At 34.1% G+C, this 24,045-nt stretch carries 21 protein-coding genes and 1 other RNA gene; 17 read left to right on the top strand and 5 right to left on the bottom strand.

Features of this window, described 5'->3' with window-relative positions; genetic code table 11:
* Positions 1-19: 19 nt before the first annotated feature.
* From AB8B52_RS05230 to rnpB, 9 genes are all read left to right on the top strand, one after another.
* Positions 20-1,957 carry an alpha-1,4-glucan--maltose-1-phosphate maltosyltransferase gene (locus AB8B52_RS05230; protein ID WP_406025926.1) on the top strand — a complete coding sequence of 646 codons (1,938 nt, stop codon included), beginning with the start codon at positions 20-22 and terminating at the stop codon, positions 1,955-1,957.
* A 2-nt stretch (positions 1,958-1,959) separates the two neighbouring features.
* Positions 1,960-3,591 carry a maltokinase N-terminal cap-like domain-containing protein gene (locus AB8B52_RS05225; RefSeq protein WP_406025924.1) on the top strand — a complete coding sequence of 544 codons (1,632 nt, stop codon included), beginning with the start codon at positions 1,960-1,962 and terminating at the stop codon, positions 3,589-3,591.
* A gap of 3 nt (positions 3,592-3,594) precedes the next feature.
* Complete coding sequence (gene glgB / locus AB8B52_RS05220) at positions 3,595-5,607, top strand: 1,4-alpha-glucan branching protein GlgB (protein ID WP_406025922.1); 2,013 nt, start codon at positions 3,595-3,597, stop codon at positions 5,605-5,607.
* Positions 5,608-5,706: 99 nt separating this feature from the next.
* A complete protein-coding gene (locus tag AB8B52_RS05215; RefSeq protein ID WP_406025920.1) occupies positions 5,707-6,114 on the top strand; it encodes a hypothetical protein in 408 nt (135 codons plus the stop codon).
* Positions 6,111-6,965 carry a hypothetical protein gene (locus tag AB8B52_RS05210; RefSeq protein ID WP_406025918.1) on the top strand — a complete coding sequence of 285 codons (855 nt, stop codon included), beginning with the start codon at positions 6,111-6,113 and terminating at the stop codon, positions 6,963-6,965. The genes AB8B52_RS05215 and AB8B52_RS05210 overlap by 4 nt, the downstream gene beginning before the upstream one ends.
* Positions 6,966-7,190: 225 nt before the next feature.
* Positions 7,191-9,602, top strand: a complete 2,412-nt coding sequence (locus tag AB8B52_RS05205; protein WP_406025916.1) for a glycoside hydrolase family 31 protein — start codon at positions 7,191-7,193, stop codon at positions 9,600-9,602.
* Between the two features lie 85 nt (positions 9,603-9,687).
* Entirely contained in the window at positions 9,688-10,521 is an 834-nt protein-coding gene (locus tag AB8B52_RS05200; RefSeq protein WP_406025914.1) for a M48 family metallopeptidase, read from the top strand.
* Between the two features lie 130 nt (positions 10,522-10,651).
* Entirely contained in the window at positions 10,652-12,055 is a 1,404-nt protein-coding gene (locus AB8B52_RS05195; protein ID WP_406025912.1) for an MFS transporter, read from the top strand.
* Between the two features lie 117 nt (positions 12,056-12,172).
* Positions 12,173-12,523: RNase P RNA component class A (gene rnpB / locus AB8B52_RS05190), an RNA gene on the top strand.
* Positions 12,524-12,634: 111 nt separating this feature from the next.
* On the opposite strand, the gene rsmD is transcribed toward rnpB, so the two are convergent.
* Genes rsmD through AB8B52_RS05175 form a run of 3 tightly spaced genes read right to left on the bottom strand, consistent with a single transcriptional unit; the run spans position 12,635 to position 14,698 of the window.
* Positions 12,635-13,168 carry a 16S rRNA (guanine(966)-N(2))-methyltransferase RsmD gene (gene rsmD / locus AB8B52_RS05185; protein ID WP_406025910.1) on the bottom strand — a complete coding sequence of 178 codons (534 nt, stop codon included), beginning with the start codon at positions 13,166-13,168 and terminating at the stop codon, positions 12,635-12,637.
* Positions 13,168-13,974, bottom strand: coding sequence for a DUF3822 family protein (locus AB8B52_RS05180; RefSeq protein WP_406025908.1), 807 nt, complete (start codon positions 13,972-13,974; stop codon positions 13,168-13,170). The genes rsmD and AB8B52_RS05180 overlap by 1 nt, the downstream gene beginning before the upstream one ends.
* 1 nt (position 13,975) lies before the next feature.
* Positions 13,976-14,698, bottom strand: coding sequence for a hypothetical protein (locus tag AB8B52_RS05175; RefSeq protein ID WP_406025906.1), 723 nt, complete (start codon positions 14,696-14,698; stop codon positions 13,976-13,978).
* A 157-nt stretch (positions 14,699-14,855) separates the two neighbouring features.
* Here AB8B52_RS05175 and AB8B52_RS05170 point away from each other — a divergent pair, with 157 nt between their 5' ends.
* The 6 genes from AB8B52_RS05170 to AB8B52_RS05145 all read left to right on the top strand — a co-directional run bounded on the left by AB8B52_RS05170 (position 14,856) and on the right by AB8B52_RS05145 (position 20,156).
* Positions 14,856-16,298 (top strand): ATP-dependent RecD-like DNA helicase, encoded by a 1,443-nt coding sequence (locus tag AB8B52_RS05170; RefSeq protein WP_406025904.1) that lies wholly within the window; start codon positions 14,856-14,858, stop codon positions 16,296-16,298.
* Positions 16,299-16,302: 4 nt separating this feature from the next.
* Positions 16,303-16,878: a DUF4126 domain-containing protein gene (locus tag AB8B52_RS05165; RefSeq protein WP_406025902.1), complete on the top strand. Its 576-nt coding sequence runs from the start codon at positions 16,303-16,305 to the stop codon at positions 16,876-16,878.
* 46 nt (positions 16,879-16,924) lie between these two features.
* Positions 16,925-17,653, top strand: a complete 729-nt coding sequence (gene kdsB / locus AB8B52_RS05160) for a 3-deoxy-manno-octulosonate cytidylyltransferase (protein ID WP_406025900.1) — start codon at positions 16,925-16,927, stop codon at positions 17,651-17,653.
* Between the two features lie 120 nt (positions 17,654-17,773).
* On the top strand, positions 17,774-18,487 hold the full coding sequence (locus AB8B52_RS05155; RefSeq protein ID WP_406025898.1) for an HAD family hydrolase: 714 nt from the start codon (positions 17,774-17,776) through the stop codon (positions 18,485-18,487).
* Between the two features lie 35 nt (positions 18,488-18,522).
* Positions 18,523-19,605, top strand: coding sequence for an iron-containing alcohol dehydrogenase family protein (locus AB8B52_RS05150; protein WP_406025896.1), 1,083 nt, complete (start codon positions 18,523-18,525; stop codon positions 19,603-19,605).
* Positions 19,606-19,607: 2 nt separating this feature from the next.
* The gene (locus tag AB8B52_RS05145; RefSeq protein WP_406025894.1) at positions 19,608-20,156 is read left to right on the top strand and encodes a 1-acyl-sn-glycerol-3-phosphate acyltransferase; all 549 of its coding nucleotides are present in this window, start codon (positions 19,608-19,610) and stop codon (positions 20,154-20,156) included.
* Between the two features lie 149 nt (positions 20,157-20,305).
* Here the strand turns inward: AB8B52_RS05145 and AB8B52_RS05140 are convergent, their stop codons facing one another.
* Together AB8B52_RS05140 and AB8B52_RS05135 are read right to left on the bottom strand one after the other, a co-directional pair.
* Entirely contained in the window at positions 20,306-20,782 is a 477-nt protein-coding gene (locus tag AB8B52_RS05140) for a nuclear transport factor 2 family protein (RefSeq protein WP_406025892.1), read from the bottom strand.
* Between the two features lie 152 nt (positions 20,783-20,934).
* Positions 20,935-22,032 (bottom strand): heparan-alpha-glucosaminide N-acetyltransferase domain-containing protein, encoded by a 1,098-nt coding sequence (locus tag AB8B52_RS05135; protein ID WP_406025891.1) that lies wholly within the window; start codon positions 22,030-22,032, stop codon positions 20,935-20,937.
* A 253-nt stretch (positions 22,033-22,285) separates the two neighbouring features.
* Between AB8B52_RS05135 and AB8B52_RS05130 the strand changes: the two genes are divergently transcribed.
* Complete coding sequence (locus tag AB8B52_RS05130) at positions 22,286-23,659, top strand: alanine/glycine:cation symporter family protein (protein ID WP_406025889.1); 1,374 nt, start codon at positions 22,286-22,288, stop codon at positions 23,657-23,659.
* A gap of 111 nt (positions 23,660-23,770) precedes the next feature.
* The gene (locus AB8B52_RS05125; protein WP_406025887.1) at positions 23,771-24,028 is read left to right on the top strand and encodes a DUF4212 domain-containing protein; all 258 of its coding nucleotides are present in this window, start codon (positions 23,771-23,773) and stop codon (positions 24,026-24,028) included.
* Positions 24,029-24,045: the final 17 nt, after the last annotated feature.

Below are 24,045 nucleotides of genomic sequence, written 5' to 3'. Positions count from 1 at the left end.
TTCAATATAACCAACACACATGCAAAACCAAAGTCGAGTTGTCATAGATGCCGTGACACCACAAATTAATAACGGTGAATTTTTTATAAAACGTATTGTAAACGAAATTGTAAATGTAGATGCGCATGTCCTAGTTGATGGACACGATGTTATTGCAGCATCCGTTTTATTTAAGCACGAAAAAGCTAAAAAATGGAACGAAGTCAGAATGTACGAAATCGGAAACGACGAATGGAAAGCCTCATTTTCAGTCGAAAAACAAGGCTTTTACACTTATAAAGTACAAGGTTGGGTAGATTATGCACTTAATTGGCAACATGGCATTCAGCGCAAAATAGATGATAGCCAACATGTAAAATCAGAGTTGTTAGAAGGTGTAATCTATTTAGAATCATTGTTGAAAAAGGCAACAAAAGATGAAAAAGACTATCTAAAATATTGTATCGCTTGCTTTAAAGATGACGAAAAATATAACGAAGCGATAAAAGAAGCCATGAGTCAAAAGATTCATAGCATTTTCACAAAATATCCTGAAAAATATTTAGCAAACGCATCTAAAGAACTGCAAGCTTACGTCGATCGTAAAAAGGCGAGATTTAGTACGTGGTATGAATTTTTTCCAAGGTCAGCCTCAGAAGTTGAGGGACAACACGGTACATTTAAAGATTGCGAACGCTTATTACCAAGAGTTGCACAAATGGGTTTTGATACCTTATATTTTCCACCAATTCATCCAATTGGAGAAGTCAATAGAAAAGGAAAAAACAATACAACCGAAGCCAAAGAAGGCGATGTAGGTTCGGCTTGGGGAATTGGCTCTAAAGCTGGCGGACATAAAGATTTACATCCACAATTAGGTTCTGTAAAAGATTTTAAGGCTTTAATTGCAGCAGCGAAAAAGCATCATATTGAAATCGCTATGGATTATGCCTTACAGGCTGCACCAGACCATCCTTGGGTAGAGTCGCATCCAGATTGGTTTAAATGGCGACCAGACGGAACCGTTCAATATGCTGAAAACCCGCCAAAAAAATATCAAGATATTTTGCCTATTTATTGGGAAAGTAAAGATTACAAAAACCTTTGGAAAGAGTGTTTAGACACCATGCTCTATTGGATAGATTGTGGAGTCAACGTTTTTAGAGTAGACAATCCACACACCAAACCTTATTATTTTTGGAATTGGCTCATTGCAGAAGTGAAGCAAAAACATCCAGATGTGTTGTTTTTAGCAGAAGCGTTTACCAGACCTAAAGTAATGCAGCAATTGGCAAAACAAGGTTACACACAATCGTACACCTATTTTACATGGCGTAATACCAAACAAGAGTTTATAGAATACCTCACAGAACTAACGCAAACGGATCAGCGCGAATACATGCAACCTAATTTTTGGCCAAATACACCAGATATTAATCCGTACCATCTTCAAGGTGCCAGCGAAGCTAAATATTTACAACGTTATGCTTTAGCGGCAACAATGAGTTCGAGCATTGGAATTTATGGTCCTGTGTTTGAGCAAATGATTGATGATGCTATTCCTGGTAAAGAGGAGTATTACATGTCTGAAAAGTTTCAAGTAAAACACTACGATTGGTTTAAAGTCAGTAAGTTAACTTTATTGATTTCAAAAATAAATGCCATTCGTCATGAAAATGAAGCTTTGCAACAAACCAATAATATTAAATTCTTAAATATTCAGAATGATAATTTGATTGCGTTTTACAAATGGAATGATGCTAAAACCAACGAATTATTAATCATTATTAGTTTAGATCAATATTACGCACAACAAGGCAACGTACAATTACCATTGGCAGATTTAGGAATTAAAGCAGGTCATCGTGTTCAGGTTCAAGATTTAGTTACGGCAAGTAGCTATAACTGGCATAACGAATGGAATTATGTAGAATTACACCCAGCATTGCCATTTCACATCTTTAAAATCAATAAATAAACATGGCAAAAAAAGTGGCAAAAACAACGGCTTTACAACCACCCTATAATTTTAATAATAAATGGGAAGAACTTTTAGAAAATAAAGAGTTCATCAAAGTGTTTTTGTCTGATGTACTTGAGGATTACATTATCAAACAACGCTGGTATGGCGGAAAAGCAAGTAAATTAAAATACATTGAACTTGCTGAGTCGTTTCGTATTCAACAAAATGATGAGGTCTATTATGGCCTTATTTTAGAAGTTAATTTTGAAGAATCTTTTTACCAACATTATTTTTTACCGATTGCATTTGTGTCAGACGAAACTTTCGCACAAGACGATCGTATTTTACCCATAAGCATTCAAAATCAAGAAGGATTTATTATTGATGCCATTAATTTGGAAGCCTTTAGACGTGTCGTTTTCGAACGTATTTTAACCGCAGTTCCTAAAGACAAAACACGTGTACGTTATCATAAAAGTTCAATATTTAAAGATTGCCAATACGAATCGTCCCGTTACATGGGCTTGGAACAAAGCAATACATCTATTGTTTATAATGAAAAGTATGTGTTGAAATTCTTCCGACGTATCTATTCAGATCGCAATCCAGATTACGAAATGAGTCGTTTTCTTTCGGATAAAAAAGATTTCAAAAATACACCAGCGTATTTAGGAAGTGTTCAAATTAAAGATGCAGATGGTCTTAATGTTACTATTGGTTTAATGCAAGAAATGGTCGAAAACCAAGGTGATGCATGGGAGTATATGCTGACTGAATTCCACAAAGTATTTTCAAATTTAGAATACAAGAGAATAGACATTTCAAAATTACCAAAAACAGAAGATTTTGGACGTTTGCAAATTAGAGATGTTCCTGCTCAAATCATTGATTGGGTTGGATTGAATGTGTTTACTAAAATTCAAACACTAGCAAAACGAACCGCAGAAATGCATATCGCTTTAGGCAGTGAGTTTGAAGATACAGCCTTTACACCTTCGCACTTTAATGGCGATTATGAAGTTTGGTTAAAAAACAGATTATTATATCAATTTCAAAACCGATTAAATACCATTGAAAACAGTCTTCATAAACTTGACGGATTAGCGCTAGAATTGGCAAATGAATTCCTAGAAAAAAAGAACCTGATTCGTAAACGCTTTGTTGATTTTGATTGGACCAAATTAAAAGGCGAACGCATTAGGGTTCATGGCGATTACCATTTAGGTCAAGTCTTAGTAAAAGATGATGATTTTTATATTCTCGATTTTGAAGGCGAACCAGAAAGTACTATTCGAGATCGTAAAGTAAAACAACCACCTTTAAAAGATATTGCTGGTTTGTTTCGGTCGTTTCATTACGCCATTTATGCTACTATTTTTAATCATTCAGAATCTTATAAACAAGATCAAGAGCATTTGTTTGAAGCAGGAGAAATTTTGTATCAATATTTAAAATCGGTCTTTTTAGAGACTTATGTCGCTAAAGTACAAGAAGCAAATCTCAATATTGGTTACAACCAAGAGCGTATCTTTTTACTTAAATATGCCATGCTCGAAAAAGCGGTTTATGAGTTGGGTTACGAACTAAATTCACGTCCACGATGGGCAGTTATTCCATTAAAAGGAATTTCAAATATCATTAATAATTAATTTATGGCAGAAGTAATAGTGCACAGTCGTTTTACCGATTTTGATATCAATTTGTTTAAGTCAGGAAAACACTATCGTCTATATGAAAAATTTGGATCGCACATCACTACAGTAGATGGTGTAGAAGGTGTTTATTTTGCTGTTTGGGCACCAAGTGCTAAGCATGTGTCTGTAATTGGTGATTTTAATTTTTGGGTAGAAGGTGAGCACCAGTTAAATGTACGCTGGGATTCTAGCGGAATTTGGGAGGGTTTTATTCCTGGAGCAGGTAAAGGCAGCAAATACAAGTATAAAATACAGAGTAATAACAACGATATTAAAACGGAAAAAGCAGATCCTTATGCTAGGCGATCAGAGCATAATCCTAAAACAGCTTCGATTGTTTGGGACGAGCCTTACACTTGGAAGGATAGCAAATGGATGAAAAAACGTAAAAAGCACAATGCTTTAGACGCACCATATTCTGTTTACGAAGTGCATTTGGGCTCTTGGAAAAAGAAAGTAGATGAAGGCCGATTTATGTCTTATGTAGAGATGGCAGATGAATTAGTGGCGTATGTAAAGGACATGAATTTTACGCACGTAGAATTAATGCCAGTGATGGAGTTTCCTTACGATCCGTCTTGGGGTTATCAGGTGACAGGATATTTTGCACCAACATCGCGATTTGGTTATCCTGAGGAATTTAAATTGCTAGTTGATAAATTTCATCAAAACGATATTGGTGTACTTCTCGATTGGGTACCATCTCATTTCCCAGAAGATGCACATGGACTTGGTTTCTTTGATGGTACAGCATTGTACGAACATCCAGATCCTAAAAAAGGGTATCATAACGATTGGAAGAGTTTAATTTTCAATTATGGACGTAATGAAGTGAAATCATTTCTTATTAGTAATGCTATTTTTTGGATGGATCAATACCATGCAGATGGTTTACGAGTAGATGCCGTCGCTTCCATGTTATTTTTAGATTACAGTAGAGAAGATGGTGAATGGGAACCAAATATGTATGGTGGTAATGAAAATTTAGAAGCCATGTCATTTTTAAGAGAAATGAATGAGGCGGTGTATGCGTCTTTTCCAGATGTACAAACTATCGCTGAGGAATCTACAGCATTTCCTATGGTTTCAAAGCCTACGTTTATGGGAGGTTTAGGATTTGGTATGAAATGGATGATGGGTTGGATGCATGATACCTTAGAGTATTTTGCGAAAGAACCTGTCTATAGACAATTTCACCAAAATGATTTAACCTTCTCAATGACTTATGCGTTTACTGAAAACTTTATGTTGCCTTTAAGTCATGATGAAGTCGTTTACGGTAAAAAATCGATCTTAGGAAAAATGCCAGGTGATGAATGGCAACGCTTTGCGAATTTAAGATTGTTGTACAGTTACATGTTTACACATCCTGGAACCAACCTACTATTTCAAGGTTCTGAATTTGGGCAAAGTAGCGAATGGAATTTTGAAACCAGTTTAGATTGGCATTTATTGCAGTACGATCCGCATAAAGGTGCGCAAGAGCTAATTAAAGATTTAAACACACTTTATAAAACACAGCCTGCTTTGCACGAAAAGCAATTTTCAGCAGAAGGTTTTGAATGGATTGACTATGGTGATGCCAAGAATTCGGTTTTCACATATATTAGAAAAGGAAACAATGAAAAAGATGATCTTATTGTAGCGTGTAATATGACGCCAATTCCTAAAGAAAATTACAAATTAGGTGTGCCGAGAAAAGGGAAACTGAAAGAAGTTTTTAATAGTGATTTAAAGAAATACTTTGGAAGCGGTCAGTATCAAAATAAAGTAAAAACAACTAAAGATGAAGCTTGGCATTTTAGAGATCAGTCTGTTGATATTGCTATTCCTCCTTTAGGAATGGTGGCTTTTAGGTATGAAAAAGTGATTGTGCCTAAGGCAAAAATGAAAGTTGTAAAAACACCTAAAGTAAAAGCACCAACAAAAACTAAAACCACTAAAAAAGTAAAAGCGAAGACTAAAAAATAGTGGTTTAGTAATCTTATAAACCTCAAAGGTTTTCAAATCCTTTTGGTTTTTTTTAGAAAAAACTAAAAACAAAATTGTCTTAAGTTTAACTTGAAGCTAATGCCCAAAACAACCCACACTTTTTTATTAAAATACGGAGTGCCCATTTTGGCGATAGTGGTTATTATTGTACATCTGTTTTTCGTGAATACTCAAAATTTAACCAAATGGAAAGGAGGAGGTTATGGCATGTACACAGGTATTCATTTTCATTATCACCAGATATACATTCCAACATTATCTGTAGATTCTTTAGCAGAGCATAATACCCAGATAAAAGAGGCTTTTCGAGAATTGAAATTAATGCCCAACCAAACGCAACTTAGAAAAACTGCGGAACTCATCTTAAAATCAACGCAAAAGGATAGCATACATATTCAAATCTGGAAACCAATAGCAGATTCAAAATACAAAGTATATTCCAGAACTTTAATTGAAGAAATTCACTTAAAAACTTCAGACTTGTGAGGTATTGGCTATCCATAAAAGATAAATTGAATGACCACATGGCGCTTGCTTTAAAATTGCTGCTTGTATTTCTCGGTATTTATGTTTTTTTTATGGCAGAAAAACACAGCATTCTAAAAACACCCATTATTTTTATCGGTTTATTGAGTTGGTTCTTTTTTCGTCAAAAAACCAAGCATCCGCTTATTTGGATTATTCTGGCTTTACTTCTCATTTTTGATCTCTGTTTCTTTTATTTTAGGGTGGCTAACCATCATTTTTTATTAACGTTTGTGGTGCTTTCGATAGTGCTTTACTACTATCATCAGCGTGTTTCTATTCTTCTCAAAAATATTCAGATGCTTTTGTTTATAGTGGTCGTTGCCTCTGCTTTTCAGAAGTTGTGCTCTAGTCAGTTTATGAGTGGTGAGTTCTATTATTATTTATTAAATAGAGGTTTTGCTTTCGATTTGTTTCACCCTTTATTTCCTGACGTTTTAGAGATTGCAAAGGATAATTCGAAACGTATTTTAGAATTACAAAATACAGATCCAAATCTTAGACAGCAAATTGTTATAGAGGATGTTATCCCTAATTTAGAAGGCATCACTCTTATTTATGTATGGATCACGGTTATTGTAGAATTTATTGTAGCACTGGCATTACTTTTAAAACCGAGAAGCACGTGGACACACCTTCTTTTTATAACCATGATTGTCGGCATCATATGTACGAGACTAGAGATGGGTTTTATGACATTATTAGCCATTTGTGGACTTTTGTTATGTGATAATCAGAAGCTAAAATTGGTGTATGTCCTAATTGTTATGGGTTGCATTACTTTAATGGTGACTAAAATTGGGTATCCATAATTCTGCCTCAGGTGTTGCTTTAATATTTGAAATGACGACTATAAGACGACAGTCTCATTTTACAATTATGAGTTTATCAAAAAAATCAGCGAAAAGTTTACTTATCTATAAAATCACAGCCCGAAAACGTTAGAGTTGGTAATTGGTCTAAATACTCGTGTAAACCCTTTCAGATGTTCTAATTTTTCCGTTTTTTTGTTGATAATTTTGCCAATAAATTAACCTATGATTGTAAATACAGAACTAGAAAATAAAGGGAATTTATTTCCTTCAAAAATAATAGATTTTAAAAAGGATGTTGATAAGCTTTATTTTACCGCAGACAATGATGTTATTCTTCAGTTAACCGTTGTTAGAGATAGTTTATTCCGTTTTAGATATACTACTGTTGGTAATTTTGATAATGATTTTTCTTATGCGATAACCAAATATGCGAGCATTGGTTATAACAAACTTGAAATAGAAGAGCAAAAGGACTATTACGAAATTACAACCTCTAAATTGCGATGTGAAATTTCTAAAGAATACATGAGAATTTCAATCTATGATGCAAAAGATGGAACGCTGATTAATCAAGATGAAGGAGGATTTCATTGGGAAGAGAGCTATGAGTTTGGCGGAAATATTGTAAAAATGAGTAAAGTCTCTAACGATGGCGAAAGTTATTACGGTCTAGGAGACAAACCAAATCATCTTAACCTTAAAGGTAAACGTTATAACAATTGGGTTACAGATTCTTATGCCTACGGAAAAGATACAGATCCTATTTATAAAACCATTCCGTTTTACACAGGTTTACATCACGGTAAAGCCTACGGTATTTTCTTTGATAACACATTTAAATCGTCTTTCGATTTTGCACATGAACGCAGAAATGTAACCAGCTTTTGGGCGCAAGGAGGTGAAATGAATTATTACTTTTTCTACGGTCCTAAAATGAATGATGTTGTAGAAAGTTACACGGATTTAACAGGCAAACCACATCATTTACCACCACTTTGGGCTTTAGGGTTTCATCAGTGTAAGTGGAGTTATTATCCAGAAAGTAAGGTTAAAGAAATTACATCAACCTTTAGAAGGCTTCAAATTCCATGCGATGCTATTTATTTAGATATTGATTATATGGAGGGCTTCCGTTGTTTTACTTGGAACAAGGAGTATTTTCCAGATCCAAAACGTATGGTTAAAGAATTAATGGACGATGGTTTTAAAACCGTTGCTATTATTGATCCAGGTATTAAAATAGATAAAGACTATTCCGTTTTTAAAGAAGGTTTAGAAAACGATTACTTCTGTAAACGCGCAGATGGTGATTATATGAAAGGCAAAGTTTGGCCAGGAGAATGTTATTTTCCTGATTTTACAAATCCTGAAGTCAGAGATTGGTGGTCTGGATTGTTTCAAGAATTGATTGAAGACATCGGAATTAAAGGCGTTTGGAACGATATGAATGAGCCTGCTGTTATGGAAGTGCCAAATAAAACATTCCCAGATGATGTGCGCCACGATTACGATGGTAATCCATGTAGCCATAGAAAAGCGCATAATGTTTACGGTATGCAGATGGCTAGAGCCACGTACCAAGGTTTAAAGAAATATTCTTATCCAAAACGTCCGTTTGTAATTACCAGAGCAGCTTATTCAGGTACGCAACGTTATACATCCACTTGGACAGGAGATAATGTAGCCACATGGGAACACTTATGGATTGCCAACATACAAGCACAACGTATGGCGATGTCTGGTTTTTCTTTTGCTGGGAGTGATATTGGTGGATTTGCTGAACAACCTCAGGGAGAATTATTTACACGTTGGATTCAATTAGGCATATTTCATCCATTTTTTAGAGTACATTCTTCGGGAGATCATGGAGACCAAGAACCTTGGGCTTTTGATGAAGATGTCACTGAAATTGTAAAGAAATTTATTGAAATCCGATATCAAATTTTACCATACCTCTACACGGCGTTTTGGAATTATGTAGATCATGGAACTCCTTTGCTAAAATCTTTAGTATTATACGATCAAGAAGATGTGCAAACTCATTATAGAACGGACGAATTTATTTTTGGTGAACAAATCTTAGCGTGTCCTGTGTTAGAACCAAACGCAAAAGGTCGCAGAATGTATATTCCTAGGGGAAATTGGTATAATTTCTGGACAGATGAAGTCATCAAAGGTAGCAAAGAAATGTGGGTAGATGCTGATATTGATAGTATGCCAATCTTTGTGAAAGAAGGCGCAATTATACCTAAGTATCCTATTCAACAATACGTTGGTGAGAAGGAAATCACTGAAATTACTTTAGATGTCTATTATAAAAAAGGTAAAGAAGAAAGTGAACTTTATAGTGATGCCAATGATGGTTTTGATTATACAAAAGGGAGATATAGTTTAAGAAACTTTTCATTAAATGGAAAAAGTAACGAACTGATAATTAATCAATATAAGGAAGGAAAATATACGACTACTTACGATACGTTTAATGTTCGATTTCATGGCTTACCGTTTGATATTGTAGAAATACAAATAGATAATGAACCCATAACGCTAAAAAGTTTAACCGTAAATGGAGTTACGTCGATCGTAGTAGATAAGAATTTTGCTGAATTACATATCATTGGAAAGAAGTCTTAAGTGTAGTGACTAATTCATTAATTTTGTGTCATATAAAAACAGAAAGATTTTTGTATTTTAGTAATTATTTATAAAATTTAGAATTATGAAGTTTAATAAAATCGTAGTAAGTCTCATTTTAGTGACAGTTGTACATGCCTGTGCCACAAACCCTTTTACAGGCAAAAAAACGATGGCATTTCCTGGAACAGAAAACAGTAGATTATTCCCAGCAGCTTTTTCGCAATACAACCAAGTATTATCAGAAAATAATGTGGTTACAGGTACCAAAGATGCTGAAATGATTACGCGAGTAGGACAACGTATTGCATCTGCTGCAGAACGTTGGTTAGTAGCAAATGGTAATGTAGGTTACTTAGATGATTATAAATGGGAATATAAACTCATAGATTCTGATCAAGTAAATGCGTGGTGTATGCCAGGAGGTAAAATAGCCTTTTATACAGGTATTTTGCCAATAGCCGCTAACGAAACAGGTGTTGCAGCAATTATGAGTCATGAAGTAGTGCACGCCATAGCCAATCACGGACAGCAACGTATGAGTGCAGGTATGATGCAACAAGGCTTAGCACTAGCAGGCAATATTGCTTTATCTAATGATCAACAATCTTTAGGACTCTTTAATCAATCTTTCGGTATTGTATCTAATGTAGCAGGTATGTTGCCATTTAGCAGAGCTCATGAAACAGAAGCAGACAAAGTAGGTTTAATTCTTATGGCTATAGCAGGTTACAATCCTGATGAAGCACCTGAGCTTTGGAAGCGTATGAGTGCAAACAGTGGAGGCCAAGCTCCACCTGAATTTTTAAGTACACATCCAAGTAACACTACCAGAATTAAAAACTTGCAAGATTTAGGGCCAAAAGCTAAGGCTGAAGCTAAGAAATTTGGGGTGACAGAATTCAGACCTATAAATTAAAAGATTACTAATAATATTTCATTATTTTAGAAGCTGCTCAATTTGAGTGGCTTTTTTTTATTGAAATTATTTTAATTGTTGATACTATCATATTTGATAGTGGCTGGCAAGTGTGCTAGAAAAAAATTATATGAACGAACTTAAAAAAGGAAGTGAAAAACTGCTCAATGCTTGGGCATTTTACGATTGGGCAAATTCTGTTTATACCTTAACTATTGCATCGTCTATTTTTCCTATATTTTATTCGGCATTATTTGTATCGCAAGTCGATAAAATGGTTCCGGCTTTTGGTATGGTATTTAAAAGCACAGCGCTAATTACTTATGTTACTGCATTTACGTTTTTAATTGTAGCTATTACCTCTCCAATTCTTTCTGGTATTGCAGATTATGTCGGTAATAAAAAGAACTTCATGAAATTCTTTTGCTATCTAGGTAGTGCAGGTTGTATTGGTTTGTACTGGTTCGATATACATCCAGATCGCATTCATATCAGTCTCTTATTTTATTTTATGGGTTTGATTGGATATTGGGGAAGTCTCGTATTTTACAATTCGTATTTGCCAGATATTGCTTTTCCGGAACAGCAAGACAGTATTAGCGCCAAAGGCTTTAGTATGGGTTATTTTGGTAGTGTTTTATTATTAATATTAAATCTAGCTATGGTAATGAAACCAAATTGGTTTGGTTTTGATATAAGTATTTCTCAAACAATTACAGAAACTGGGACTGACGCTCAAATAGCAGAGGCCTTAAAAGAGGCTAAAAATAGTGCGTCATTTGAAGCCATGAAAATTTCCTTTATAACTGTAGGATTATGGTGGGTTTTATTCAGTCAGTATACATTTTATATCCTTCCTAAAGGCGTTTCTAAAGGCGGTAAAGTTACTAAAAATGTTGTTTTTAACGGCTTGAAAGAATTAAAACAAGTTTGGATTGAGTTGAAACAAAACCTAAGATTGAAAAGATATTTACTTGCCTTTTTTGTGTTTAGTATGGCAGTGCAGACTATTATGCTCGTGGCTGTGTATTTTGGGGAAGAAGAGATTGCTTGGGGAGATTCAGAAGCAAAAACGCTTGGATTAATTTTGAGTATTTTAATGATTCAGTTAGTGGCTATTTTAGGTGCATTTTTAACGTCTCGTGCGTCATCAAAATTCGGAAATATAAAAACACTTATTGCTATAAATATATTTTGGGTGGCACTTTGTTTTTATGCCTTCTTTATGGAAACACCAGTTCAATTTTATATAGGAGCTTCTTTTGTTGGTTTAGTAATGGGAGGTGTACAATCTCTAGCAAGGTCAACCTATTCTAAGTTTTTACCAGAAACTGAAGACACTACTTCTTATTTTAGTTTTTATGATGTCGCAGAAAAAATAGGTATTGTAATTGGCATGGGTATTTTTGCGACAATAGATCAAGTCACTGGTAGTATGAGAAATGCTATTCTATTTTTGGTGGTCTTTTTTGTTGCAGGAATTGTATTATTGTTTAGAGTGCCGAAAGACGCTATATCAAGTATAAACGAGTAAAGCATAGCTTTTTTTAATTATCGTATTTTATTCCTTATGGTCTATAATTCTTTACTACCTTCAAAATAATCACAAAAATAGATTCAAGATTTTAGTTGAATAACATAACTTTGCTCATAAGTAGGTCGCCTTATCGCTTTTGTACTGAACTTGTTTCAGTACTTGGGAGGAAAGTCCGAACACCATAGTGCAATCATAGTGGTTAACAGCCACCAGTCGTAAGGCTAGGAAAAGTGCAACAGAAAGTATGTACAGGTCATGCTGTAGTGAAACCAGGTAAACTCTATGTGGTGCAATGTCATGTAAACTAACTTTTGAGCGTGCACGCGCGAGTTAGAGGGTAGGCAGCTAAAGTTTGCTAGTAATAGTAAACGTAGATAAATGATAAGGAAGTTTTGTTCTTGTGAAGAAGAAATTCTGAAACAAGTTTAAAATGAACAGAATTCGGCTTATAGGTTTGCTTAAATAAACAGGCTTCATGTTAACTCATGAAGCTTTGTTTTATTCGAGTTTTTCAATGTCATTTAAGCTATAATTCTTCAAAAAGGAAATCATAAGTTCTAAAACTATTGGTTCGTTTTATTCAAAAAAACTAAATACATTACCACCATAACTCTTAGAGTGAGAATAATATTCTAAACCACTCAAATCGGTATGTTTAGAATGCTCTACTATTAAAACACCATCCTCTTCTAATAGGCTGTTTTTAAAAACGAGTTCTGGGATTTTAGAAAAAGCTTCTAATTCAAAGTCATAAGGTGGATCTGCGAAAATAATATCGTGCTTTAGTTTTGATTTTTCAAGAAACTTAAAGACATCACTTTTAATAGTACTAATACTCATTTCAAAAGCTTCAGCCGTTTCGTTAATAAACTTAATACACCCAAAATTTTGGTCTACGGCTGTAATATGTTCTGTTCCTCTTGATCCAAACTCATAGCTTATATTTCCTGTTCCAGAAAATAAATCTAATACCGAAATGGAATCGAAATAGTAGCCATTGTTTAAGATGTTAAATAAGGCTTCCTTTGCCATATCAGTTGTTGGTCTTACAGGTAATTTTTTAGGAGCTGTAATACGTCTGCCTTTATACAAACCCGAAATAATGCGCATTAAAAGGAATTTAGAATTAAATAGTGCTGGTGTAAGTACCGTCGATCTGTTTCTGCGGTGATAACAAAATCATAATCTTTATCTAAAAAACGCACATGTCTTATGTAGGTGTAAAGCATTATAAAACGTTCGTCACCGATAACCACATTACCAATTAATTCAATTGGCGTCGTTTCTACATTTAGTTTTAATTGCTCAAAAACAAATAACACGTAGTAGATGAAATCTTCATTACTATGGTATTCAAAAACATTAAAAAGCTGTAGTTCTCCATTTTTTACGACGGTAACTTCTATTGTATATTTATTGACATTAAGATAGACGATAGATTCATCTGTAGCTTCAGTATCGGCTAATATAGATCCTATAAGAATGCTAGAAGCATGTTTGTAAACAAACGCACCAAAGGTTTCAAAAATATAATTATTAATATTTACGTAAGGTACATAAACATTCACGCTTTTATTTACAGCGACAATATCTTCTGTGATAAAATCATTTCTAAGGATTTTAGAATTGAATTTTAAATAATCCACTTTATGCTTTTCGTCATAAAGCGCATCTGGCACAAGTGTTGATAATTCATTTTGGTGAATGACTAAAACGTCGCTAAAATCTTCTGAGAAAGCAGTATTACTGCCTAATTCGGTTTTTAAACGATTCAGAACTTGATCAGGAGTCAGTTTTTTTTCAAATACTATCGTTTTGAGAAATTCAACAGTATTGTTTGTTCTGTCTAGAATACAAAAAGAAAGCCCATTCAAATTAATTTGAATGGACAGTTCTTTAATATCGTTTATTTTCAAACTATTCTTTATTTGTGTAACTCTTTGGCCAGTTTCCTTTAGTAAATACCTCTTCCATAGAACCTACTTTCAAAGCGGGTCCATTAACACCATCAACAGACATTACTTGTTTTTCTTTTTCTATCAGATATTTTTCTTGATCGTCTAAAACAATAGCTTTATCAACACTCGCTTCAAAAACTGAAAACTCCTCTAATCTACCAGCTTTCAATGTAAATTTAGCACCTTCTTTACCGATGCCTACGTCCATCATTTTCTTATAACGATCGCTTCCGTCAAATAAAGAATCTTTAGGGCTCCAATAATCTAAGGTATCTATTAAAGTAATAGTTTTCATAGTTTCTACACCACCAAAAGCTTTAGTTCTTTCTTCATCTAAAACCAATGTATCTCGTCTTTGTGTAATTGGTACTTTTCCGTTCTCTACAAAGTTTATTAAGGTTTCAAAGCTATCAGTATACTTACCATTAACATTTTTATAAGCTAATTGAGAATCTCTAATGTCTATAAGACGATCAATAACCACAGCAAAGCGTTCTTTCTTTAGTTGGTTAAATTGAATCTCTTTGTAAACTGACATGTACGTGATGTATGCAAGAAAAACTATCAGTCCCCAAAGTACAATGTTAATAACTGGTTTTAGTTTCTTAGGAACAAATTTATCAATCGCCCACACAATTACGATGGTCAATACTATAATTAATACAATTGCTAAAATTACCATATGTCAGTTTTTGTTAATTAAGGTCTCTCGCAAATCTACAATTTTTTTTTGTTCGTTAAAACTATCTAAAATAAAAATAATTAAAAATATAGAACTTAATGGTATTTAAGCTTTAAAAAGTGAGAATAATGCTATCTTGCTTTATATAATTTTCTTTATGATTTCTAATGCTTCTGCATTCTATTCGCTACTAAAATCCAAATTCCCATTTACACCAACTTCCAAGCAAGATATGGTGTTAATGCAACTGTCTCAATTTATATTCGATACCAATAAAAATTCAATTTACTTATTAAAAGGATATGCAGGTACTGGAAAAACTAGTATTATTGGAACTATTGTTTCTAATTTATGGCATGTAAAAAAAAGTGCTATTTTATTGGCGCCAACTGGTAGAGCAGCTAAGGTAATTTCTAATTATTCTAAAAAAGAAGCATTTACCATTCATAAAAAAATTTATTTTCCTAAAAAAGATAGAGGCGGAGGTGTGAGTTTTACCTTGCAACCCAATAAGCATCGCAATACTATTTTTATTGTCGATGAAGCTTCGATGATTCCTGATACGCCTTCAGACTCTAAGTCGTTTGAAAGCAGTTCGCTTCTAGATGATTTAATGCAATATGTCTATTCTGGTCAAGACTGTAAATTGTTACTCATCGGTGACAAAGCACAATTACCTCCTGTAAAGTCGGATTTAAGTCCTGCCTTAGACGAAAATAAACTCAGCCTTAACTATATTAAAGATGTTGTTGGTATTGAGTTAGATGAAGTGGTACGGCAAGAACAAGACTCAGGCATATTAAGCAACGCCACAGAACTTAGGGCTGTTTTAGAATCTACCATCTATGAAAGTTTTAAATTTAATTTAAATGGTTTTACAGACAGTGTGCGTCTCATTGATGGTTACGAAATTATGGATGCCATTAACGATGCGTATAGCGCAAATGGCTACGAGGAAACCGCAATTATTGTAAGAAGTAACAAACGTGCTAATGCTTATAATCAGCAAATTAGGCAACGTATTTTGTTTAATGAAAGTGAATTGTCTTCTGGAGATTATTTAATGGTAGTTAAGAATAATTATTTTTGGTTGAAGCCAAATACCGAAGCTGGCTTTATTGCAAATGGCGATATTATTGAAGTGTTAGAGATATTTAGTATTAAAGAATTGTACGGTTTTAGATTTGCTGAAGTCAAATTAAGAATGGTAGACTACCCACATATGCAACCCTTTGAAACCGTTCTACTTTTAGATACAATAGATGTAGAAAGTGCCTCATTGAGTTACGAAGAATCCAACCGTCTGTACCAAGAAGTCTCTAAAGATTATGAGGAAGAGCCATCTAAATACAAACGCTTTTTAGGTGTAAAGAATAATAAATTTTTCAATGCTTTACAGGTAAAGTTCTCTTACGCCATTACCTGCCATAAATCTCAAGGTGGTCAATGGAACACTATTTTTGTTGAGCAGCCTTATTTGCCAAATGGTATGGATCGCGATTATATTCGTTGGCTGTACACTGCAATTACGAGAGCCGAGGAAAAGTTATATTTAATAGGATTTAAGGATGACATGTTTGTGGAACAAGATGTAAATTAAAAACATGACGATAGAAACTATTTTAAGCATTTTTCTAGGCATCGGACTTGCAGCGTCTGTAGGTTTTAGAGTTTTTCTGCCACTGTTTGCTTTAAGTTTAGCAACCTACTTTGGGAAATGGGACTTAAATGACTCTTGGCTTTGGATTGGGAGTTCTACAGCAGTCATTACACTAGGCATCGCAACACTTGTTGAAACTGTAGCCTATTATATTCCAGTCGTTGATAATTTTTTAGATACCATAGCCATTCCGCTAGCCACTATTGCAGGAACCGCTGTTATGGTCTCAACAGTTGCCGATTTAAGTCCAGTGGTAACTTGGGCGCTCGCTATAATCGCAGGAGGCGGAACTGCAGCCGCTGTAAAAAGCTCAGCAAGTGCCACGCGTTTAGGTTCAACCGTTTCTACTGCAGGTTTTGGAAACCCTTTGGTGTCAACTATCGAAACAGGCACATCTATCGTTATGTCTATCATTTCTATATTCTTACCTATATTGGCGATCATTCTGGTGCTATGCATCTTTTACATCGTTTACAAACTCTATAAAAAGATACGACCTAATCCACCAAAACCGTCTTAATTAGTTATTTTTGAATCTGAATCACGTCATTACATAAATCAGAGCAATGAAAATTATATCCATGATTCCCGCACGTTACAGTGCATCACGATTCCCGGCTAAATTGATGCAAAATCTAGCAGGAAAATCTGTAATTTTAAGAACATACGAAGCCACTGTAGCCACTGATTTGTTTAGTGAAGTTTATGTGGTTACCGATAGTGATATTATTTTTAATGAAATTGTAAATAATGGAGGAAAAGCCATTATGAGCCAGAAAGAACATGAATCTGGAAGCGACCGCATTGCAGAAGCCGTTGCTCATATAGATTGTGATATTGTCGTTAACGTGCAAGGCGATGAACCCTTTACCGAACGCGAAAGTTTAGAGAAAGTCCTCAGTGTTTTTAAAACGGATACTAATAAGGAAATTGATTTAGCATCTTTAATGGTTGAAATCAAAGATTTGGAAGAAATTAATAATCCAAACACGGTTAAAGTCATTGTGGATCAGCAAAATTTTGCGTTGTATTTTTCTCGAAGTCCAATTCCATTTCCGAGAGATACAAATGTTGGGACACGCTATTTTAAGCACAAAGGCATTTATGCTTTTAGAAAACAAGCCTTATTAGATTTTACAGTCTTACCAATGCAATTTTTAGAAGCCTCAGAGAAAATTGAATGTATTAGATATTTAGAATACGGCAAACGTATTAAAATGGTTGAAACCAAAATTCAAGGCGTAGAAATAGATACACCAGAAGATTTAGAAAGAGCAAAACGTTTGTGGAAGTAAGTTAAAGGTATCGATATAAGCGCAAGGAAAACAATCACAAGGCATCAAGCACAAAAACAACGCACGTAGGACAACGCACGTAGGGACAACTCGAGAGTTGTCCATTTTTAAAAAAAACAATTGAAAAACAAATACAACAACATAAAAGTAATAGGCTTCGATGCCGACGACACCCTTTGGGTGAATGAAACCTATTTCAGAGAAGCCGAAGAGCAAGCAGGTCGCCTATTATCGCATTATGAAACACCCAATAAAATAGATCAAGAACTTTTCAAAATTGAAATAAAAAACTTGCCAACTTACGGTTATGGAGTTAAAGGTTTTGTGTTATCTATGATAGAGTTGGCTTTAGAATTATCTAACGGAACCGTTTCAAATCAAGTGATTGCTGAAATGTTAAAAATAGGTAAAGCCATGATTAATAAACCTATTGAACTGTTAGATGGTGTTGAAGACGTCCTTAAACAATTGTCAAAAGATTACAGATTAATTGTTGCTACTAAAGGCGATTTGTTAGACCAAGAACGCAAATTACAAAAGTCAGGTTTGCTAAAATATTTTCATCATATAGAAGTATTGAGCGAAAAACATGATATTAATTACAAGCAATTATTAAAACGATTAGATATTGAACCAGAGGCGTTTTTGATGGTCGGTAATTCGCTAAAATCCGATATTTTACCTTTGGTTAGTATTGGAGCACAGGCTATTCATGTGCCATTTCATACCACTTGGCAACACGAAACAGTGAGTAAAAAAGAAGCTAATGGAGCTGAATATAAAACGGTTAAGAGTTTAACGGAAATTTTAGATTTTTTCAGTGCTAATAAATAAACTAAGTTGTTATTTTTGTTAAAGATATAAAGTAAATGATATACAAAAATTATCCAATGGTGTCCAGAGTTGTTTTCGGACGTGGAAGTTTCAATCAACTCGATGAAATTCTCACTTCAAAACGTAACGGACGTAACGCACCATTTATTTTTTATGTAGATGATGTGTTTAAAGGCAACCATTGGTTAACGTCTCGAATTACATTATCCTACAAGGATAAAATTATATACATACCCACTAAAGAAGAGCCTAAAACAGATCAAATCGATCAGTTAGTTGAAGATATTATCTTAGAATATAGTGAATTACCTTCAGGAATTATTGGAATTGGAGGTGGTATTGTTATGGATGTGGCCAAAGCCGTATCGTTAATGTTAACGAATAAAGGTGAATCTAAAGATTATCAAGGCTGGGATTTAGTAAAGCAGCCAGCCATTTATCATGTTGGTATTCCTACCATTTCAGGAACAGGAGCTGAGGTGTCAAGAACAACGATTTTAACAGGTCCTGTTAGAAAACTCGGTATAAATAGTGATTACACACCTTTCGATCAGGTGATTTTAGATCCAGAATTGACCAAAGACGTTCCAAAAGACCAATGGTTTTATACAGGTATGGATTGCTTTGTACACTGTGTAGAATCGCTCAATGGCACTTATTTAAATGCGTTTAGTCAGAGTTATGGTGAAAAAGCATTTACACTTTGTAAAGAAATTTTCTTGGACGATACCTTAAGTAAAGCAGAAGCGCAAGATAAACTCATGATGGCCTCTTGGCATGGTGGTATGAGTATTGCGTATTCGCAAGTTGGTGTGGCGCATGCCATGAGTTATGGTTTGGGTTACTTACTTGGAATTAAACATGGTATTGGTAATTGTATAGTGTTCGATCATTTAGAAGATTATTATCCTGAGGGAGTTGCAATTTTTAAACAAATGAAAGCCAAGCATCATATAGAATTACCACAAGGCATTTGTGCGGATTTAGAAGAAGATCAATTTGATAAAATGATTGATGTAGCTTTGAGTTTAGAACCACTTTGGGAAAATGCGATTGGTAAAAATTGGAAAACGATTATCACTAGAGAAAAGCTTCTCGCACTTTACAAAAAAATGTAGGCATGCGCTGGTTAGCTAAATTCATATATTATAAATTAATGGGCTGGAAGGTTGTTGGCAACACCAATTTCTCTAAAGACACCATAAAAAAGTCCGTTATTATTGCTGTACCTCATACGAGTTGGCATGACTTTTATATTGGTGTATTACTTAGAAAATTATCAGACGTTAAAACCAATTTTGTAGGTAAAAAAGAATTATTCACTTGGCCATTTGGCTATTATTTCAGAGCTATTGGTGGACGTGCACTCGATAGAACTTCAGGTCAAAATAAAGTAGAAGCCATTGCGAAATTGTTTAGCGAAGCAGATGAATTTCGATTAACGTTAGCACCAGAAGGTACTAGAAAAAAGGTAGAGCAATGGAAAACAGGATTCTATTACATTGCCAAGGCAGCGAATGTGCCAATTATTATGTTCACATTAGATTTTAAAAATAAACAAAACGAAATATCAGAACCTTTTTATCCAACTGACGATGTTGATGCTGATTTTAAAGTCATGAGATCATTTTTTAAAGGAGTAGAAGGTAAAGTGAAAGCCTACAGTTGATAAGTTCTAAATTTTTTATAAAAACCTATTTGAAAACCTATGAAATCTCAATAGCTTTGGCATAAGATTTGTACTTAACAAATAGCAATGAAACATAAAGTAAACTCCAAGTCCCTAAAAAGAAACATTGCCCCAAAAAGCTATCTGATTTAATCGGATAGCTTTTTTTTAGCGATGTATTTATTTAACATGCTATTGGTTTGTATTTTTAGTTTAGAACTAAAATAACGCGTTCTACCCATAATTAAACCCTTAAAACCCATAGCTTGTTTTGCCCATTGATGTAAGTTAAAGGTATCTGTATGCTTTATAATTAAGCCGTCTTTAAATTCAAATTTAGCATCTATACGATTATAAACCTTGCGACCTGTTTTGCTAAACGTATAAAAGGCTTCCCAATGCGCAGATCCACTATTATCATTAGCTTCAATATTTGAAAATTCAACTTTAAACCCTTTTCCTTGTTGCGATTCACAAAGCATTAACCACATCGCTTTAGCACGATCCCCTTTTAAAATGCCAAAAGCTGGATCTTCAAAAATAATAGCATCGTGGTAACAGGCAGCCATTGCTTTACCATCACAACGATTTAAGGCTGTGTAAAATGTTTCTATGATGTTTTTCATACGTTTAAGTGTAATGAGTTGATAACCCTATTATTGTCAAATGTACATAAGTATAACGCTATTGTTAAGTATTCCTTTAGTTTATATTGAATTAGAAATATTTTGCTTCTACAAGAAAAAGTTAAGATGCTTTAAATACAAACCATTGTAATTTAACGTGTATAACGCTTAATTTTATCTATAAACTTCCGAATATGAGAATACACAAATGCATTAGTTTTTGCATAATAAAACGAAATAAAACAAACTACAGAAAGAAAGAGGAGTGCGCCAATAATAGCTTCCCAAGGTTCTAAGGTTTTTCCAATAAGTTGGTGTAAACCCAATCCTGTAAAACTGCCGTAAATAATAATGAAATGAATTACATAAATAGATAAGGTTTTCTGACCAATTTTTAGAATCAACGGTTGCTTTATATATTTTTCTGTCAAATAGAATAATGAGAATAAAATTAGCACATTACCAAGTCTGGTAAACAAATAATTATAATAAGCAATGTCTTTAAAAAGTGATAAATCAAACCAATAGTAGAGTTTCATAAATAACCAAGCCGATTTAAAAATTAGCAATATTCCAATGATGAAAAACCCTGAAACAATTGCCATTTTAAACTTTGGTCGTTCTACATAGCGATAAAACAAGGTAGAAATAAAAGCACCAAAAGCCACATAGCCAAACCAAGGTAAAATATTAAAAACCGATCCATTAGATTTGGTAAGGTAATTGGAAAATAACTCAGGCACTTGTGGTAATTCTAAATAACGATAAAGCGGTTCAGACATAAAAATAGTTAATCCTAAAACCAACATCAATATGGAGAAAATCAAAGTTTTTTTTAATGTGAAGCGATAAATTAAAACAATAAGAATCAATGATAAACCAATACACTGTAAAACATCCACGATAAGAAAATAAGCACTAAACTTGCCAATAAGCCACTCAAAAATAGGCACACGCAACAAATAACCAATACCAATAAGCATTAAACCTCGTATGAAGCCTTTATGCATACGTTGCTTTATAGTTCCATTATCTTTTGCTCTAATGAGTAAATACGAAAATATAAGTCCAGAAATGGTGAAAAACGTAGGTGCTGTAATGCCTCTAAAATATTCCCAAACCTTAAAAGCTGTATGACTTTGGTCTCTATAAGATACGTCTAAAAGCGTATCTATAAAATGCCCTTGCAACATCATTAAGATGGCAAACGCTCTTACAGCATCAATAAAATATAGACGGTTAGTGCTCAATTATTAATTGGTTGTGCTGTAAAGGTACTATTTCGTATTGAAATGGGGTTTATGGTTTTATTATATGATGCTATTGCTCTGTTTTACACATTGTTTCTAAGTCTAATGAGATAAGTTAACTTCAATAAATTATTTCAAACAATAAGTGAGATTAGTTTTTTCTTAATTCAAATTCAACAACTTAAACCACAAATCTCAAATTTATTAAAAACAATTCGTCATAAATTCATTCCATTCACTACATTTATAATCTATGGAATTTTTAAACCAACTACTCAAAGATTTCTCGTCCTTAGCTTGGGGTTTACCTTTGCTCATTTTACTTATTGGTGGAGGTTTGTATTTGCTCATCCGTTCGCGATTTTTACCGTTTCGATATTTAGGTCATGCGCTTAGTGTATTGAGAGGTAGGTATGACGACCCTAATGACCCTGGACAGATATCACATTTTCAAGCTTTAACAACCGCTTTGTCCGCAACCGTTGGAATGGGAAATATTGCAGGAGTTGCAGTTGCTATATCTATTGGTGGACCAGGAGCTGTGTTTTGGATGTGGATGAGTGCTGTGGTTGGTATGTCTACAAAATTCTTTACATCTACTTTAGCAATTATGTATAGAGGAAAGGATAGTGCAGGCGAACTGCAAGGTGGTCCTATGTATTTTATTACGGAAGGCTTGGGTAAAGCTTGGAAACCGTTAGCTGTATTTTTTAGTTTTTGTGGTTTGCTTGGCGCTTTGCCAGTTTTTAATGTCAACCAGTTAACGCAAGCTTTAAACGATATTTTGTTGATTCCTAATGGTGTGGAAGTGGGTTTATATACTAATCTAACTATTGGTGTTGTTCTCGTCTTTATTACGGGTTTAGTTATTTTAGGCGGTATTAAACGAATAGGTGCAGTGGCTTCTAAGTTAGTACCAAGTATGGTGGCTTTATATTTTGTCTTGGTCATTATTATCTTGGTCGCTCATAGCGATGTCTTATTATATTATCTAAAACTTATATTTACTGATGCGTTTGCCGCGAATTATTACCCAAAAGACGATACCTTTTTAGGAGGTGTTATTGGAGCTTTAATTCTTCATGGTATTAAACGTGGTGCATTTTCAAACGAAGCCGGAATTGGAACAGCACCAATGGCACACGGAGCTGCAAAAACAGATGAACCTATTCGCGAAGGTTTAGTAGCTATGCTTGGTCCTGCAATTGACACATTGATTGTTTGTACGCTGACGGCTTTAGCTATTTTGGTTACAGGTGTTTGGGAAACAACTTCAGATAATGGTGTGTCCTTAACCGCTTCGGCTTTTGCAGATGTCATGCCAATTTATGGTAAATATTTATTATTAATTTGTATCGCGGTTTTTAGCATGAGTTCGTTATTCTCATATTCATATTATGGTACAAAATGTATGTCGTTTCTTTTTGGAGCCGATAAAAAACACTATTACAATTATTTCTATATTTTGAGTATTCTCGTTGGAGCCACTACAAGTCTGAGTATGATGATTAACCTCATTGATGGAGTATTTGCTTTAATGGCTATTCCGACAATGGTTGCGACCATTATATTGGCACCACGAGTTATAAAAGAATTGAAAACTTATATAAAAAGAACTAAATTCTAAAAACAAGTAATAGTCTAATTGACCTATTATTTGATTTAGCCACTATAAATCATTATCTTATGCGTTGTTTTTTACTTTTAAAAATAATGTTTATTAATTTATTTTGTAAATATGACAAATAGACCTAATGCGATAGCCTATTGGCGAGCCAATATTAAATATGTACTCATTTTACTAGCGATATGGTTTGTCGTCTCTTATGGCGCAGGTATTCTTTTTAAAGATGAATTAAATACCATTAAATTCGGTGGCTTTAAACTCGGCTTTTGGTTCGCGCAACAAGGTTCAATGTATGTGTTTGTGACATTGATATTCGTTTATGTGAAACTGATGAATAATCTCGATAAAAAATATGGCTATGATGAATAATATACTATTGATAGCCG

It is taken from the genome of Winogradskyella sp., assembly GCF_045105575.1.
Taxonomy (GTDB): Bacteria; Bacteroidota; Bacteroidia; order Flavobacteriales; family Flavobacteriaceae; genus Winogradskyella.
Note: the sequence above shows the minus strand (reverse complement) of the source record. Positions and strands in the feature narration are given on the sequence as shown.

What these genes read in the sequence shown, in the direction of transcription:
- AB8B52_RS05145 (WP_406025894.1), top strand. Translation starts at nt 19,608, where the DNA reads ATGCGCTGGTTAGCTAAATTCATATATTATAAATTAATGGGCTGGAAG.
- AB8B52_RS05140 (WP_406025892.1), bottom strand. Translation starts at nt 20,782, where the DNA reads ATGAAAAACATCATAGAAACATTTTACACAGCCTTAAATCGTTGTGAT.
- AB8B52_RS05150 (WP_406025896.1), top strand. Translation starts at nt 18,523, where the DNA reads ATGATATACAAAAATTATCCAATGGTGTCCAGAGTTGTTTTCGGACGT.
- AB8B52_RS05165 (WP_406025902.1), top strand. Translation starts at nt 16,303, where the DNA reads ATGACGATAGAAACTATTTTAAGCATTTTTCTAGGCATCGGACTTGCA.
- AB8B52_RS05230 (WP_406025926.1), top strand. Translation starts at nt 20, where the DNA reads ATGCAAAACCAAAGTCGAGTTGTCATAGATGCCGTGACACCACAAATT.
- AB8B52_RS05170 (WP_406025904.1), top strand. Translation starts at nt 14,856, where the DNA reads ATGATTTCTAATGCTTCTGCATTCTATTCGCTACTAAAATCCAAATTC.
- AB8B52_RS05215 (WP_406025920.1), top strand. Translation starts at nt 5,707, where the DNA reads ATGCCCAAAACAACCCACACTTTTTTATTAAAATACGGAGTGCCCATT.
- kdsB (WP_406025900.1), top strand. Translation starts at nt 16,925, where the DNA reads ATGAAAATTATATCCATGATTCCCGCACGTTACAGTGCATCACGATTC.
- AB8B52_RS05200 (WP_406025914.1), top strand. Translation starts at nt 9,688, where the DNA reads ATGAAGTTTAATAAAATCGTAGTAAGTCTCATTTTAGTGACAGTTGTA.
- AB8B52_RS05225 (WP_406025924.1), top strand. Translation starts at nt 1,960, where the DNA reads ATGGCAAAAAAAGTGGCAAAAACAACGGCTTTACAACCACCCTATAAT.
- AB8B52_RS05175 (WP_406025906.1), bottom strand. Translation starts at nt 14,698, where the DNA reads ATGGTAATTTTAGCAATTGTATTAATTATAGTATTGACCATCGTAATT.
- rsmD (WP_406025910.1), bottom strand. Translation starts at nt 13,168, where the DNA reads ATGCGCATTATTTCGGGTTTGTATAAAGGCAGACGTATTACAGCTCCT.
- AB8B52_RS05125 (WP_406025887.1), top strand. Translation starts at nt 23,771, where the DNA reads ATGACAAATAGACCTAATGCGATAGCCTATTGGCGAGCCAATATTAAA.
- AB8B52_RS05130 (WP_406025889.1), top strand. Translation starts at nt 22,286, where the DNA reads ATGGAATTTTTAAACCAACTACTCAAAGATTTCTCGTCCTTAGCTTGG.
- glgB (WP_406025922.1), top strand. Translation starts at nt 3,595, where the DNA reads ATGGCAGAAGTAATAGTGCACAGTCGTTTTACCGATTTTGATATCAAT.
- AB8B52_RS05205 (WP_406025916.1), top strand. Translation starts at nt 7,191, where the DNA reads ATGATTGTAAATACAGAACTAGAAAATAAAGGGAATTTATTTCCTTCA.
- AB8B52_RS05195 (WP_406025912.1), top strand. Translation starts at nt 10,652, where the DNA reads ATGAACGAACTTAAAAAAGGAAGTGAAAAACTGCTCAATGCTTGGGCA.